The organism is Alcaligenes nematophilus (genome assembly GCF_026344155.1).
GTDB classification, from domain to species: domain Bacteria; phylum Pseudomonadota; class Gammaproteobacteria; order Burkholderiales; family Burkholderiaceae_B; genus Alcaligenes; species Alcaligenes phenolicus.
Genome location: NZ_JAPKMZ010000001.1, coordinates 166443 through 181571, shown reverse-complemented (window position 1 = coordinate 181571; position 15129 = coordinate 166443). Strand labels below are relative to the sequence as shown.

Annotated in this window: 12 protein-coding genes; 11 read left to right on the top strand and 1 reads right to left on the bottom strand. The window is 56.3% G+C overall.

Annotated features, from left to right (window positions below):
- Positions 1–5: 5 nt before the first annotated feature.
- The 10 genes from rseP (at position 6) to OSH04_RS00810 (ending at position 11100) form a co-directional block, all read left to right on the top strand.
- The gene (gene rseP / locus OSH04_RS00855; protein WP_115633732.1) at positions 6–1328 is read left to right on the top strand and encodes an RIP metalloprotease RseP; all 1323 of its coding nucleotides are present in this window, start codon (positions 6–8) and stop codon (positions 1326–1328) included.
- 52 nt (positions 1329–1380) lie between these two features.
- Complete coding sequence (bamA, locus tag OSH04_RS00850; RefSeq protein WP_254001880.1) at positions 1381–3723, top strand: outer membrane protein assembly factor BamA; 2343 nt, start codon at positions 1381–1383, stop codon at positions 3721–3723.
- Between the two features lie 61 nt (positions 3724–3784).
- Positions 3785–4339 (top strand): OmpH family outer membrane protein, encoded by a 555-nt coding sequence (locus OSH04_RS00845; RefSeq protein WP_003799754.1) that lies wholly within the window; start codon positions 3785–3787, stop codon positions 4337–4339.
- 6 nt (positions 4340–4345) lie between these two features.
- Positions 4346–5479 carry a UDP-3-O-(3-hydroxymyristoyl)glucosamine N-acyltransferase gene (gene lpxD, locus OSH04_RS00840; protein WP_266107769.1) on the top strand — a complete coding sequence of 378 codons (1134 nt, stop codon included), beginning with the start codon at positions 4346–4348 and terminating at the stop codon, positions 5477–5479.
- Positions 5480–5491: 12 nt separating this feature from the next.
- On the top strand, positions 5492–5947 hold the full coding sequence (gene fabZ, locus OSH04_RS00835) for a 3-hydroxyacyl-ACP dehydratase FabZ (protein ID WP_003799758.1): 456 nt from the start codon (positions 5492–5494) through the stop codon (positions 5945–5947).
- A 3-nt stretch (positions 5948–5950) separates the two neighbouring features.
- Positions 5951–6739 carry an acyl-ACP--UDP-N-acetylglucosamine O-acyltransferase gene (gene lpxA / locus OSH04_RS00830; RefSeq protein ID WP_021446558.1) on the top strand — a complete coding sequence of 263 codons (789 nt, stop codon included), beginning with the start codon at positions 5951–5953 and terminating at the stop codon, positions 6737–6739.
- 77 nt (positions 6740–6816) lie between these two features.
- Positions 6817–7998 (top strand): lipid-A-disaccharide synthase, encoded by a 1182-nt coding sequence (gene lpxB / locus OSH04_RS00825; protein ID WP_266108046.1) that lies wholly within the window; start codon positions 6817–6819, stop codon positions 7996–7998.
- The gene (rnhB, locus tag OSH04_RS00820) at positions 7995–8600 is read left to right on the top strand and encodes a ribonuclease HII (RefSeq protein WP_035271720.1); all 606 of its coding nucleotides are present in this window, start codon (positions 7995–7997) and stop codon (positions 8598–8600) included. Before lpxB ends, rnhB begins: the two co-directional genes overlap by 4 nt.
- 10 nt (positions 8601–8610) lie before the next feature.
- Positions 8611–9393, top strand: a complete 783-nt coding sequence (locus OSH04_RS00815) for a TrmH family RNA methyltransferase (protein WP_266107768.1) — start codon at positions 8611–8613, stop codon at positions 9391–9393.
- Between the two features lie 258 nt (positions 9394–9651).
- On the top strand, positions 9652–11100 hold the full coding sequence (locus tag OSH04_RS00810) for an amidase (RefSeq protein WP_203144564.1): 1449 nt from the start codon (positions 9652–9654) through the stop codon (positions 11098–11100).
- A gap of 188 nt (positions 11101–11288) precedes the next feature.
- Here OSH04_RS00810 and ppsR read toward each other — a convergent pair whose 3' ends face one another.
- The gene (gene ppsR, locus OSH04_RS00805; RefSeq protein ID WP_035271714.1) at positions 11289–12122 is read right to left on the bottom strand and encodes a posphoenolpyruvate synthetase regulatory kinase/phosphorylase PpsR; all 834 of its coding nucleotides are present in this window, start codon (positions 12120–12122) and stop codon (positions 11289–11291) included.
- Positions 12123–12291: 169 nt separating this feature from the next.
- On the opposite strand from ppsR, the gene ppsA reads away from it, so the two are divergent.
- On the top strand, positions 12292–14658 hold the full coding sequence (ppsA, locus tag OSH04_RS00800; protein ID WP_021446560.1) for a phosphoenolpyruvate synthase: 2367 nt from the start codon (positions 12292–12294) through the stop codon (positions 14656–14658).
- The last annotated feature ends 471 nt before the right edge of the window (positions 14659–15129 follow it).

Here is a 15129-nt window from a genome sequence, read left to right as displayed (position 1 = left end):
TTAACATGCTCTTTACCGTGCTGGCTTTCTTGGTAGCGTTGGGCGTGCTGGTGACCTTTCACGAGCTGGGTCACTACTGGGTGGCCCGTCGTTGCGGGGTGCGGGTAGAGCGGTTTTCGATTGGTTTTGGCAAGGTGCTGTACCGCCGTTTTGACAAGAATGGTACCGAATGGGCCGTCTCGGCCTTGCCCTTGGGCGGCTACGTCGCCATGCAAAATGACCCGCCTGCTCATGCCACGCAGGCGCAGATCGACGAATCTTTCAACCATAAACCCCTGCGACAACGCGCCGCGATTGTGCTGGCCGGCCCGATGGCCAACCTGATTCTGGCCGTGGTGATCTATGCCTTTGTGGGTTTGTTGGGTACTCAAGAACCTATTGCGCAAATTGGCCCCGTTCCAGAAGGGACACCCGCCGCACAAGCTGGTTTCGAGGCTGGAGATCGCCTGATCTCTGTCGATGGCAAGCCGGTGGACTCCTGGTTGCAGGCGCGTTGGGCCTTTATGGACGCCTTGTCCTCGGGCGGTGAGCTGGAAGTGGGCGTCAAGGACACGCTTGGACAGGAACAAAATCGTTACTTGAGATTACCGGCGGGCGAGATTTTGCCAGACGGGCAGGACTTGATGGCCCAGGCAGGATTGGTACTGCGTCCGGCGCGATCCATCGTCCAAGAGGTGTTTAAAGATACGGCAGCCGAACAGGCAGGCCTGCGGGAGGATGACCTTATTGTCCGGCTGGATGATTTGATCGAGCCCGATATCACGGCTTTCGTTCAAAAGGTGCAACAATCCGCAGGCAAGACACTGGAGCTTGACGTGCTGCGGGACGGCGAAATTCAACGCCTGCTCCTCACTCCTGAAGGTGATGCCAATGCGCAGGGGCGTATCGGTGCAAAAGTGGCTATGGATATGCCCATGACACTGGTGCGTTATGGGCCGATCGAGAGCGTGGAACGCGGATTTACCCGTACCGGGCAGACCTTCTGGTTCTCTTTGAAGATGATCGGGCGCATGATTACGGGGGAAGTCTCTGTACGTAATGTCAGCGGGCCGGTTACTATTGCGGATTATGCGGGCCAGACAGCACGTATTGGCTTGATCGCCTACCTGAATTTCCTGGCCCTGATCAGTATTAGCATCGGTTTACTGAATTTGTTACCCGTACCTATGTTGGACGGGGGGCATCTACTGTACTATGCCATCGAAGCTGTGCGCGGCAAGCCCGCTTCGGAGCGTATGATGCTTATCGGTCAGCGCCTGGGCCTGGCCTTGTTGGCCCTGCTGATGAGTATTGCTTTTTTTAATGACATCACCCGCCTTTTCAGTTGAGGGCGGGTGGCATACAATTTCCAACCATTTGACCGACCAAGGATTGTCCAGGATGTCGTTTAGCCGGAAACCTACTTTTGCGTTGCGTGTTCTGCCCGTATTGGTGGCAAGTCTGCTTGCTCCCGCCTTGGCGAATGCATTTGCACCGTTTGTCGTGCGCGATATTCAAGTCAACGGCATCCAGCGGGTCGACCCCGGCGCCGTGTTCTCGTCCCTGCCTGTCAAGGTCGGTGAGTCCTTCTCGGAAGAGCAGGCCGCAGACGCGATTCAGCGTTTGTACGCCACGGGCTTTTTCAGCGACGTGCAAATTGACACCAGCACCAACGTGCTGATCGTCAACGTCAAAGAGCGTCCAACCATCGCGTCGGTGTCCTTTAATGGCATGCGCGAGTTCGATGCGAAGAATATTACCAACTCCCTGGCTCAGGTAGGCTTTGGAGAAGGCCGGGTTTTTGACCGTTCCATGCTGGAACGGGCCGAATTCGAGCTGAAACAACAATACTTGTCCAAGGGCAAGTACGGTGTGGAAATCACACCTATCATCACGCCTTTGCCACGTAACCGCGTCGGTGTCAGCTTTGACATTTTTGAAGGCGGTCTGGCCAAGATCAAGGAAATCCGCATCGTCGGTACGGAAGCCGTCTCGCAAGGTGACTTGCTCGATCAGATGGAGTTGACGACTTCGGGCATGATGACCTGGTACACCGGTACCGATAAATACTCCCGCGAGAAGCTGGAAGGCGATATGGAGCGCATCCGCTCCTACTACCTGAACCGCGGCTTTCTGGAGTACTCCGCCGAGGCACCTCAGGTTTCGATTTCCCCGGACCGCAAAGATATTTTCATCACCTTGACCATCCACGAAGGCCAGCCTTACAAGCTGAGCAGTGTCAAGCTGGCGGGTGATCTGCTGGGTCTGGAGGACAAGATCCAGCCTCTGGTCCAGCAGAAAGAAGGCGAGGTCTTCTCCTCGGACAAAACCAGCGCCACTGTGAAATCGATTACCGAGTACTTGGGCGGCCTGGGTTATGCGTTTGCCAATGCCAACCCGAATCCGGTTCTGGATCGCGAAAATCACACAGCTGACTTGACCTTCTACGTCGATCCCGGTCGTCGCGTGTATGTGCGTCGTATCGAGGTAGGCGGAAACGTCCGTACTCGTGATGAAGTGGTACGCCGTGAAATGCGTCAGCAAGAAGCGGCCTGGTATGACTCGGACGCCATCAAGTTCTCGCGTGACCGTATTGACCGTCTGGGCTACTTCAATGAAGTGGACGTGAACACCAAACCTGTGCCCGGTTCGCCTGACCAGGTCGACGTAAACGTGGACGTGAAAGAAAAGCCCACCGGCTTGGTTAACCTGGGTATTGGTTACGGCTCCACTGACAAGTTGATGTTGTCGGCAGGTATCAGCCAGGACAACATCTTCGGTAGTGGTAATAGTCTGTCCTTGCAGGTCAATACCAGTAAGGTGAACCGTGCGGCGGTGATCAGCCACACCAATCCTTTCTGGACTGGCGACGGCATCAGCAAAACCACCTCGATTTACTACCGTCGTACCACGCCTTACCAGTCCAATGATGGTTGGGGTGATTACCAGAACACGGCAATTGGTGCCGGCTTGAACTTCGGTGTGCCAATCTCCGAGTACGACCGTGTGTTCATGGGCGTGAACTTCGAGCACAACAAGCTCTCTCGCCTCAGCCCCCAGTACACGCCACGTGCCTACCAGGATTACGTGAATGAGTACGGTGAAGGCACAAATACCTTTATTTTCAACCTGGGTTGGTCTAAGGACACCCGTGACAGCGCAATTGCTCCCAACAAGGGCAGCTTGACCAGCCTGTCGGCGGATATGGGGACGATGGACCTGCGCTACTACATGCTGCGCGCCAGCCACCAGCATTACATTCCCTTGGGCCGTGCCTACACGCTGGCTCTGAATGGTGCCATTGATTATGGTCGCAGCATCGGTGGCAAGAGCTTCCCGGTTATCAAGAACGTCTATGCCGGTGGTATCGGTTCGGTACGTGGCTATGAAGGCGCGTCCTTGGGTGGTCGCGATACCTTGACGGGTGACTACCTGGGTGGTTCGCGTCGAATGATCGCCAACGCCCAGCTGTACCTGCCATTCCCCGGTGCCTCACGTGACCGCACGTTGCGTTGGTTCGTCTTTGCCGATGCCGGCAAAGTGGACAACACCAGCGGTGGTTGCCCAATGGGTCGCCCTGATCGTCTGTCGGAAGACCCATGCGGTTGGAAGTACGCTGCTGGTCTGGGCTTGTCGTGGGAATCCCCACTCGGTCCTCTGCAGTTGTCCTACGGTCGCGCCTTGCGCGCCAAGGAAGGTGACGACAAACAAGCCTTCCAGTTCCAGATTGGTACCGCTTTCTGATGTTCGTGTTTAGTGGCACAATTGCACTATTCTGCAGCCTAATTAGCAAGGTAGATTTTTCATGAAGTCAAACATCGCATTAAAACTTACAAACATCGCCCGCAGCTTGTCGCGTGGCAATAAAGCGCTCGTTCTGGCTGCCGCGCTGGGTGTCGGCGCCATGACCGCTGCACCTGTTGTTCAGGCACAGACCAAAATCGGTTTTGTCAGCACAGAGCGTATCTTGCGTGATTCCAAGCCCGCCAAAGCTGCCCAGACCAAAATCGAAGCAGAATTCAAGCGTCGCGACGAAGAACTGGAGCGCATGGCCAACAACCTGCGTTCGCAAGCTCAGAAGTTCGACAAGGACGCTCCTGTGCTGTCCGAGTCCGACCGTGTGAAGCGTCAGCGTCAGCTGGCTGATCTGGATTCCGATTTGCAGCGCAAGCGTCGCGAATTCCAGGAAGACTTCAACCGTCGCCGCAACGAAGAGTTCTCGGCCATTGTTGAGCAGGCTGATGCCGCCATCAAGCGTATTGCTGACTCCCAAGGCTACGACCTGATCATTCAGGACGCCGTTACGGTTAGCCCACGTGTGGACATCACCGAGGAAGTTCTGAAAGCACTGGGCGGTTGATGCACTATGCCGGTATTGCTGAACGTTGATCAGGCTGTACAGCTGTCTGAACTCATAGACGCCATCAACAAGACCGGACTGGATTGCAAGCTGCCAGAAGGCATTAAAGAGCCTATGCCCCGGATTCGGGGCCTAGGCTCTTTGCTTTCTGCGGGCCCGGAGGAAATCAGCTTTCTGTCCAATCCCAAGATGCAGGATCTGCTGGAGCAGACCTCTGCTGCGGTGGTGATTCTGACGCCACAAGCCTATGAAAGTCTGGGCTTTGCACCGTCCTTTATCCCGGTTTTGTGCTCGCAACCTTATCTGATGTACGCGCTGCTGGCGCAACGTTTTGATCAGGTACGCATGGCGGATTTGCCCCAGGGCATTCATCCCAGTGCGGTGATTGATGCCAGCGCTGAGTTGGGCGAAGGTGTGTCGGTCGGGCCATTCTGTGTGATCGAGGCCGGTGTCAAGATCGGACGGGGCACCCGTTTGGGCGCGCATTGCGTAATTGGCGCAGGCTCCACCTTGGGTCAGGACTGCTTGCTGCACGCACGCGTCACTCTTTACCATCAGGTGCATATTGGCGCACGCGCCATTCTGCATTCGGGTGTGGTGCTGGGCGCGGACGGTTTTGGTTTCGCACCGGATCCCGTGAAAGGAAAGGGAGCGTGGGCCAAGATCGCGCAGATCGGTCATGTACGTATTGGTGACGACGTTGAAATCGGTGCCAATACCACGGTGGACCGTGGCGCACTGGACGACACGGTGCTGGCCAACGGCGTCAAGCTGGATAACCAGATCATGATCGGTCATAACGTGCAGGTCGGTGAACATACCGCCATGGCGGCGTGTGTGGGGGTGGCCGGCTCTACCCAAATTGGGGCACGTTGTACGATTGCCGGGGCAGCCATGCTCTCGGGACACCTGGTTCTGGGGGATGACGTGCACGTCTCTGGCGGTACGGCTGTTACCTCCAACATCAGCCAGCCCGGACGTTATACCGGGGTTTATCCCTTTGCAGGACACCAGGACTGGCAGAAAAATGCTGCCGTATTGGGACAATTGAGCGGTTTGCGCCGTCGCCTGCGTTCTTTGGAACGTCAGCAGGCGGATGGGGCAAATGAATCATCTGAACATATCAATAAACAAAAATAAGCAGGACAGGACATGGAACTCGACATTCGACAAATTATGGATCGCCTTCCTCATCGTTACCCGATGCTGCTGGTCGATCGCGTCTTGGAACTGGTGCCCGGCAAGAGCATCGTCGCCATTAAAAACGTGTCGATGAATGAACCCTTTTTTACAGGTCACTTTCCGCACATGCCGGTGATGCCTGGGGTCTTGATCATTGAAGCCATGGCTCAGGCAGCCGCACTGTTCTCTTTTACCGATCCCGAGGATCCGTACGCCAAAGTGGACAACAAGCTGGCCTATTACCTGGTCGGTGTGGATGGCGCGCGTTTCCGCAAGCCCGTGATGCCAGGCGATCAGTTGCGTCTGGAAGTGACGGCTGACCGCATCAGCCGCGCTTTGTGCAAGTACACAGGCCGCGCCCTGGTCGATGGCCAAGTGGTTGCCGAAGCCAAAATTATGTGTGCTATCCGTCAATTGGAAGAATAGTTTATGCGTATTCATGAAACGGCCATCATCGAAGCAGGCGCTCAGCTTGCAGATGATGTCGAGGTCGGGCCTTACAGCATTATCGGGCCCAATGTCACGATAGGGGCGGGCACCAAAGTGGGCCCTCACTGCGTGATAGATGGCGTGACCACGATTGGTCGCAACAACCATTTCTACCGTTTCTGCTCCATCGGGGGCATGCCGCAGGACAAGAAGTACGCTGGAGAACCGACTCGTCTGGAAATCGGCGATGGCAATATGGTTCGTGAATACGTCACCATCAACACCGGCACGGTGCAGGATGTGGGCGTGACCCGTGTTGGCAATGACAACTGGATCATGGCTTACACCCACATTGCTCACGATTGCCAGATTGGCAATCACACGATTATTGCCAATAGCGTCCAGTTGGGCGGCCACGTACATATTGGCGATTGGGCCATTCTGGGCGGTTTGACTGCCGTGCACCAGTTCGGTCGTATCGGTGCGCACAGCATGATTGGTGGTACCAGTTCGGTGCGTCAGGATATTCCTCCTTACGTCATCGGTGCAGGCGATCCTTTCCGTCCTGTCGGTGTCAATAGTGAAGGCTTGGGCCGTCGCAACTTTTCGGCTGAAGCGATTTCGGCGGTGAAGGAAAGTTACAAGCTGCTGTATCGTCGCAAGCTGACGGTGGAGCAGGCGGTAGAGCAAATGCAAGCCTTGCAGGAAACGCAGCCTGACTGCCGTGCCGCGGTTCAGGTCATGATCGACTTCTTGAATGACTCCAGCCGGGGTATTTGCCGACCATGAGCAGCGCCTCCAGCCCATTAGCGGCACGTTCAGACGGGTCGGGGCAAACAGGGGCCAAGCGGGATCTGCGTATAGGAATGGTGTCCGGGGAGCCGTCTGGCGATTTGCTGGCGGCTCGCATCATTCAAGGGCTGCGCCAGGGCAATCCTGGCGTTCAGGTAGAAGGCATAGGTGGCCCCGAGATGGCCGCCCAGCAATTCCACCAATACTATCCCATGGACGCCTTGACGGTATTTGGTTACGTCGAGGCGCTCAAACGTATTCCGGGTCTGGTCTCCACCTATTTGGGTATGCGCAATCAATGGTTGCGGCAACGTCCCGATGTGTTTGTGGGCATTGACGCCCCGGACTTCAATCTGCGCCTGGAGCATCGTTTGCGTCAGGCTGGTGTGTCTACGGTGCACTTTGTGGGGCCCTCGATCTGGGCCTGGCGCTACGAGCGTATCCACAAAATCCGCGAAGCGGTTTCCCATATGCTGGTGCTGTTTCCTTTCGAGACGGAGATCTATGAAAAGGAAGGCATTCCGGTGACCTATGTGGGCCATCCTTTGGCAGCGAATATCCCTTTGCAGCCGGACAAGGCCGACGCTCGTCGTCGCCTGGGTTTGCCCGAGACGGGTCGTATTCTGGGCGTGTTGCCTGGCAGCCGCTCCTCCGAGGTCAAGATGCTGTCGCCGCGCTTCTTGCAGGCCGTACAGATTTTGCAGGACCAGGACCCGGATCTGATGATTCTGGTGCCCATGGTCAATCCCAAGCGCCGTCAGGAATTTGAAGAGGCTCTGGTTCAGCATCCTATCCGTAACTTGCACATTATTGATGCCAACACAGCGGGTATTCGTCAGCCGGATTCGGAAGGAGTGGTCCGTCCACCCGCCTGGACGGTGATGGAGGCCAGTGACGCGGTGCTGGTGGCCAGCGGTACCGCCAGCCTGGAAACGGCCTTGTACAAGCGTCCTATGGTTATTTCGTATGTGCTCAGCCCCATGATGGAGCGCATCATACGTTGGAAGTCCGGCCAGGACAGGCCGTATGTGCCTTGGGTGGGCTTGCCTAATGTGCTGGCTCGCGATTTTGTCGTGCCCGAGCTGCTGCAAGAAGATGCCGAACCTCAGAAGCTGGCGCAGGAGTGCTGGAAAGCCTTGAGCGATCAGGAGTATGTGGCTCATATCGAGCAGGTCTTTACCGAGATGCATTTAACCTTGCGTCGGGATACCCCCGCCTTGGCGGCCGAGGTCATTTTGAATATGGCGCGTGCATGAAGCAGCTGGATTTATTAGTCAGTGATGTCTCGGCAGGTTTGGTGGCGGGGCTGGATGAAGCAGGGCGTGGTCCCTTGGCCGGTCCCGTTTTTGCCGCTGCCGTTATTCTGGACCCGAACAATCCCATTGAAGGCCTGAACGACTCCAAGAAGCTGACCGCCAAGCGACGTGAAGCCCTGGCTGTGTTGATCAAGGAAAGAGCCTTAGCCTGGGAAATTGCCAGCGCTAGTGTGGCAGAAATTGATGACATCAATATCTTGCACGCGGCCATGTTGGCGATGCAACGAGCCTGTAATGGCCTGAGCGTCAAACCCGAACAAGCCTTGGTGGATGGCAATCGCATTCCAGGCGGCCTGTGTTGCCCCGCAGAAGCCATCATCAAGGGTGACGCCAGCCATGCCGCCATTGCGGCCGCATCGATTTTGGCCAAAACAGCGCGGGATGCGGTCTGCCTGGAATTGCACCGAGACTATCCCGAATACGGTTTCGATCAGCATAAAGGCTACGGGACGGCCTTGCATTTGGATCGTTTGTCCCAGCACGGGCCTTGTCCCGAGCATCGTCGAAGTTTCGCGCCGGTACGCGCATCTTTAGTTAGGTAAGTTCAAGACAATGAGGCTGATTGAATCCAAAGATAATGCGCTGTTCAAACGAGTACAGCGCTTGGCTCACGATAAACGTGAGCTGGACGGGGGCGATCAACTGATTTGGTTGGAAGGCATTCATCTGTGCCAAATGTGGCTGGAACGCCGCGGCTTGCCGGAACTGGCTGTTTTCGAGATGGACCGCCACTCCGACGAGTTGCTGGAGCTGGCGCGTTTCTTGCCAGGCCATAGCAGCGTCACCTTCAATGCGACTTTGATGAATGCAGTCTCCCAGGTCGGCCAGGGGCAGGGCATAGGCTTTATTGTCCGCGTGCCTCGTGGACAGACTTGGACGGCTCCCACGAAACGCGCCATCTTGCTGGATCAGGTGCAAGATCCGGGCAATGTAGGCACGGTACTGCGCACTGCCGTGGCGGTGGGCCTGGAAGCGGTGTATCTGACACCGGGCTGTGCCAGCGTCTGGTCGCAGAAAGTGCTGCGTAGTGCGCAGGGCGCTCATTTCTCCATTCAAATCCATGAGCAGGTCGATGGCGTAGCATTGCTTGAACAAGCGGCCTTGCCGGTGCTGGTGACCTCTCTGGGCCCGGATACCCAGGATCTGTACGAATCCAGCCTGCCAGACCAAGGGATTTGGGTTTTTGGTAATGAGGGCCAAGGTGTCTGCCCGGCCTTGCTGGCCAAGGCGAATCAACGCTTGTTCATTCCCCAGGCGCCCGGTGTTGAGTCCTTGAACGTGGCCATTGCCACCGCACTGTGCCTGTACGAGCAACGTCGTCAGCATAGCCGCTAGTTCCAGCGGCTTTATTGCACAGCATCACGCAGAGTTAGCCTGTATGCGCTAATTTTGTCTTGATCTAGCACTTGTCTCTATTTGTAAAATCAAGTAAATCATCTAGTAAGGCGCCTTCTTATCGGTACGCTAACACTGAGTGCCTGGCGCAGTAGGCGCTTGTCTGCTAGCGGCTCGTGCAGAGTCGTCTTTCCCTCCCTTTATCGCTGCATCGTTGTATCCGGCTGGATTCCTAATCTTTTTCAGATGAGGTCAACAATGAAACTTAGCGAATACGCGACCTATGATGCCCTGGCTCTGGCTGAGCTGGTCGCCAAGAAACAAATCAGTGTTCAAGAATTAAGCCAAGTTGGCAAAAAAGCCGTCGACACCTTGAACAGTAAAATCAATGCGGTTGTAGAGAGCTGGGACGGGGAAGTTGATCCCCATGCCGACCGGGACTCCGTACTCTACGGTGTCCCGTTTTTGATTAAAGATTTGGCGATCACCATGAAGGGCAAGCGCTACGAGTTGGGCAGCAAGCTGGCGCAAGATATGGTGATGGATGCAGACAGCACCTTGATGAGCCTCTACAAGGAGGCGGGACTGGTCACCCTGGGGCGAACGACCACCTCGGAGTTCGCCATCAGTACTACGACGGAAGCGCGCTGCGTAGGCCCTACGCTGAACCCCTGGAACCCGGCTTTTAATGCTGGCGGCTCTACAGGAGGTTCGGCCGCTGCAGTGGCGGCAGGTATGGTGCCAGTGGCGCATGCAACTGACGGCGGTGGCTCTATTCGTGTCCCTGCAGCAGTGAACGGCCTGTTTGGTTTGAAGCCCACTCGGGGGCGCGTCTCCAGCGGCCCTCAGCAAGATGAAGTGTGGAGTGGTCTGCTGGCCCACCTGGGTGTCAGCCGCAGTGTGCGAGACAGTGCGGCCTTGCTGGATGCGATTAGTCGTCCCGGTATCGGCGAGCCCTATTACACCGCAGCGCCCCCGCAGAGCTTTTTATCGGCCGTCAAGAAGAATCCGGGTTCCTTGCGTATCGGCTTGATGATGGACCCACCCAGCGGCGATAAAACCCAATCTGCCATAGCAGCCAAGGCGATTGATATGGCCTCGGTGTTGGAGTCCTTGGGCCATCAGGTGGAGCCCCTGGTGTTTGACTCCGGCGTCAGTTGGGAGGCTTTTGTGCACGCCAATGCTCAGTTCTGGAACGTGAATACGGCTGCATGGATAGACAGCATTGCCGCGGCGACAGGACGCCCGGTGAACGAGGAGTATCTGGAACAGGCCACGCTGGCGGCCTACGCCTACGGCAAGAAGATTAGCGGGATTGATATTCTGGGGGCAATTGCCGTGCGCAATACAGTCTCACGGAATTTAGGGGCGTATTTCCAGAAGTACGATGTGCTGATGACACCCACCGTACCTACGCTGCCCATGAAGGTGGGCGAGTACAACAAGGTACAGGATCAGGTGGATGGCCTGGGCTGGATTGCCCATGTCTTCCGGCAAGCGCCTTTTGCTGCTTTGGCCAATATCAGCGGTTCGCCCTCCATGTCCGTGCCTGCTGGGCAGGATGTGGCCACCTCTTTACCCATAGGGATGATGTTTACAGCCGGCTATGGCCAGGAATGCCTTTTGTTCGGGCTGGCTGGGCAATTGGAGCAAGCCTTGCCTTGGGCCGATCAGCACCCGCAGGTTTGGGTGGGCAAGCTGGACTAAGAGGGGGCAACAATAGTGGATGCAAACCGGTATAGGCAAACCGACACCCGTAGAGGCGCAAGCGGATGCGCAGCAGACCTGATACCGTACCCGCGGCAAACAAAAAGGCCTGAGCCAGGTATCACACCGGGTTCAGGCCTTGATGTTGAGGCTGTCCGAATACGCCCGAAGGGGTAGGGGTTCAATCCTTAGTAGGAGCGGCGGTCCAAACCGACATCATCCAGAATCTTGGTGGAGATTTCCTCAATGGATTTGGTGGTGGTGGACAGCCAAGGGATGCCTTCCATACGCATCAGGCGCTCGGCCTCGGCCACTTCCATGCGGCACTGTTCGATGGTGGCGTATTTGCTACCCGGACGGCGTTCATTACGCACTTCGGACAGACGGTCTGGATGAATGGACAGGCCAAAAATCTTTTTCCGGTAAGGAGCCAGCGTGGCGGGCAGGGTACCGCGCTGGAAGTCTTCGGGAATAATGGGGTAGTTGGCGGCCTTGACGGCATACTGCATTGCCAAGTACAAGCTGGTAGGCGTTTTTCCGCAGCGGGACACACCCACCAGAATCACGTCGGCTTGTTCCAGACCATTCACGTACTGACCATCGTCGTGCGCCAGACTGAAGTTGATGGCCTCGATGCGGCTGTTGTAGCGCTTGGACATGCCACCGGAGTGCGAACGGCCCACGGAACGGCTGGATTTCACCCCCAGGGCGCGTTCAATGTGTCGTACAAAGGCACCAAACAAGTCCAGGAAGGTGCAATTGGCTGCGCCAATGATGTGCGCCATCTTGGGGTCAACCAGGGTGCTGAAGACCAGAGGCTGCTGGCCCTGTTCCTGCGCGCATTGGTTAATGCGATCAGCGACAGACTGGGCTTTCTCGATGGTATCGATGAAGGGGATCCGGATGGCCTGAAATTCGAATTGAGCGAATTGCGACAGGACGGAGTTGCTGAAAGTTTCGGCGGTAATGCCCGTGCTGTCGGAAACGACAAAGACGGTACGCTCAATAGGAGAAGAAGACATGGAATAAGTCGTGCACAATGCTCGGGAAACGGTACAATTTGCAAGATTACCATTTACCGCTCGAATCGGGGGATGGAAAGGCAGGTTTGCTTAGGACAGATCACACAGACAGCGCTGCTGGGATCACTGCCTTAAGCAAACACGCTTTTTTTTCTATTCAAGGTGACTTATGTCTTACGTAATTGGTTTCGACAAGCTCCGCATGACGGACGTCGACACAGTGGGCGGTAAAAACGCTTCGCTGGGTGAAATGATCAGCCAGCTGGCTGATGCCGGTGTGCGCGTGCCAGGTGGTTTTGCCACAACAGCCGAAGCATTCCGCGTTTTCCTGAAAAACAAGGATCTGGACAAGCGCATTCAGCAGCGTCTGGACGCGCTGGACGCCGACGACGTGCGTGAACTGGCTGCTGCCGGTGCCGAAATCCGTCAGTGGATCATCGACACTCCGTTCCCAGCCGAGTTTGAACAAGCCGTACGTGACGCGTTTGCTGAGCTGGACGCCGATGGCAAAGGTTCCTTTGCCGTGCGTTCTTCCGCAACCGCCGAAGACTTGCCTGACGCTTCCTTTGCCGGTCAGCAAGAAACCTACCTGAACGTGGTGGGCATTGACGAGGTGCTGAGCAAGATTCACCACGTGTTTGCTTCCCTGTACAACGACCGCGCTATTTCCTACCGCGTGCACAAGGGCTACGCCCACGCTGAAGTGGCTCTGTCCGCTGGTATCCAGCGTATGGTGCGCTCCGACAAGGGCAGCGCCGGCGTGATGTTCACCCTGGACACCGAGTCGGGCTTCAAGGACGTGGTGTTCCTGACCTCCTCCTACGGCCTGGGCGAAACCGTGGTGCAAGGTTCGGTCAATCCGGACGAGTTCTACGTTTACAAGCCAACGCTGGCTTCCGGTCACTACCCCATCATCAGCCGCCGTATCGGCTCCAAGCTGATCAAGATGGAATTTGACGAAGGTCGTACCACCGATCACGCTGTACGTACCGTGGACGTGCCTGTGTCCGAGCGCAATCGTTACTCCCTGAGCGACGAAGAAGTGATCGAACTGGCTCGCTACGCCACCATTATTGAAAAACACTACCAGCGTCCCATGGACATTGAGTGGGGTCGTGATGGTATCGACGGCAAGATCTACATTCTGCAAGCCCGTCCTGAGACGGTTAAGTCCCAGCAAGGCAGCAACGATGTGCAAGAGCGTTACCGCCTGAAAGCCACCGGCGACGTGTTGGTTACAGGCCGCGCGATTGGCCAGAAGATCGGTTCGGGCAAAGTCCGTATTGTGGCGGATGCCTCCGAGATGGATCTGGTCAAACCCGGCGACGTGCTGGTGACCGACATGACGGACCCTAACTGGGAACCCATCATGAAGCTGGCTTCGGCTATTGTCACCAACCGTGGCGGCCGTACCTGCCACGCGGCGATTATTGCTCGCGAACTGGGCATCCCTGCTGTGGTCGGTTGCAACAACGCCACAGACGTGCTGAAAGAAGGCCAGGAAGTGACGGTATCGTGTGCTGAGGGCGACGAAGGCCGTATTTACGACGGTCTGCTGGAAACCGAGATCGAAGAAGTCAGCTGGGGCCAAATGCCCGAGATCGGCCTGAAAGTCATGATGAACGTGGGTAACCCACAGCTGGCTTTCGACTTCTCGCAAATCCCGAACGATGGTGTTGGTCTGGCTCGTCTGGAATTCATCATCAACAACAACATCGCGATTCACCCCAAAGCCGTTCTGGACTACCCCAATGTGGATAGCGACCTGAAAAAGGCGGTGGAATCGGCGGCTCGTGGCTACGCCAGCCCACGTGCTTTCTTCGTGGAAAAACTGGCTGAAGGTATTGCGACTCTGGCCGCTTCCTTCTATCCCAAGCCCGTCATTGTGCGTTTGTCGGACTTCAAGTCCAACGAATACCGCAAACTGGTGGGTGGTTCGCGTTACGAGCCCGAGGAAGAGAACCCAATGCTGGGCTTCCGCGGTGTGGCTCGCTACCTGTCCGAAGACTTCGCAGAATGCTTCAAGATGGAATGCGAAGCCCTGAAGAAAGTGCGCGACGAAATGGGTCTGACCAACGTCGAAATCATGGTGCCATTCGTGCGTACCCTGGGTCAGGCAGAGCGTGTGGTTGAGCTGCTGGCTTCCCACGGTCTGGCTCGTGGCGAAAACGGCCTGCGCCTGATCATGATGTGCGAAGTGCCTTCCAACGCTATTTTGGCTGAGAAGTTCCTGCAGTACTTTGACGGCTTCTCCATCGGTTCCAACGACATGACTCAGCTGACCCTGGGTCTGGATCGTGACTCCGGTATGGAACTGTTGGCTGCTGACTTCGACGAGCGCGACGAAGCCGTGAAGTTCATGTTGAGCCGTGCCATCAAGGCATGTCTGGCACAAAACAAGTACGTCGGTATTTGTGGCCAAGGCCCTAGCGACCACCCCGATCTGGCCAAGTGGCTGAGCGAAGAAGGCATTATTTCGCTGTCGCTGAACCCTGACACGGTTGTGGACACCTGGCAGCGTCTGGCCAAGGCCTAAGACTAAGACCTAAGCCACTGCCAGGGAAATGTCTCTGGCAGTACGCTGGTCAAGCCAGTCAAAACTCAACACCCCGACATGGAGCTTCCATGTCGGGGTGTTGTCGTTTTCGGGCGCATCTTTTGCCTGCGCTTCTGTTCTTGCTCTTGCCCGTGCTCAGGCGATTTCGTTTTGTGGTTCTTTTAGCCTGATAGTGCGTCTATGTTGCCGTATTGGCAGGCTGGAGTCGGTGTGCGAGCTTGTACAGGTATCGCCGAGTGCTCGTGGTGTAGGGCAGGGAGAAGCACAGGTTCAATCCTGACGACCGGCACCGATCAGGGGCAGGGCGCTGGTGAAAGGTAGTGATGGGGAAAAGGGAATCGTCGTCACCGCCCTGGATCGGGCGGCATGGATTCAGATTGTCTTGAAGGGTTCGCTGTCAGCTGTAGAGCATAAAAGCCGGGAACCGTAGGGAGATGGCAATCAGCGGTT

Coding starts and splice junctions, on each gene's coding strand:
- rseP (WP_115633732.1), top strand. CDS start 6: ATGCTCTTTACCGTGCTGGCTTTCTTGGTAGCGTTGGGCGTGCTGGTG.
- bamA (WP_254001880.1), top strand. CDS start 1,381: ATGTCGTTTAGCCGGAAACCTACTTTTGCGTTGCGTGTTCTGCCCGTA.
- OSH04_RS00845 (WP_003799754.1), top strand. CDS start 3,785: ATGAAGTCAAACATCGCATTAAAACTTACAAACATCGCCCGCAGCTTG.
- lpxD (WP_266107769.1), top strand. CDS start 4,346: ATGCCGGTATTGCTGAACGTTGATCAGGCTGTACAGCTGTCTGAACTC.
- fabZ (WP_003799758.1), top strand. CDS start 5,492: ATGGAACTCGACATTCGACAAATTATGGATCGCCTTCCTCATCGTTAC.
- lpxA (WP_021446558.1), top strand. CDS start 5,951: ATGCGTATTCATGAAACGGCCATCATCGAAGCAGGCGCTCAGCTTGCA.
- lpxB (WP_266108046.1), top strand. CDS start 6,817: ATGGTGTCCGGGGAGCCGTCTGGCGATTTGCTGGCGGCTCGCATCATT.
- rnhB (WP_035271720.1), top strand. CDS start 7,995: ATGAAGCAGCTGGATTTATTAGTCAGTGATGTCTCGGCAGGTTTGGTG.
- OSH04_RS00815 (WP_266107768.1), top strand. CDS start 8,611: ATGAGGCTGATTGAATCCAAAGATAATGCGCTGTTCAAACGAGTACAG.
- OSH04_RS00810 (WP_203144564.1), top strand. CDS start 9,652: ATGAAACTTAGCGAATACGCGACCTATGATGCCCTGGCTCTGGCTGAG.
- ppsR (WP_035271714.1), bottom strand. CDS start 12,122: ATGTCTTCTTCTCCTATTGAGCGTACCGTCTTTGTCGTTTCCGACAGC.
- ppsA (WP_021446560.1), top strand. CDS start 12,292: ATGTCTTACGTAATTGGTTTCGACAAGCTCCGCATGACGGACGTCGAC.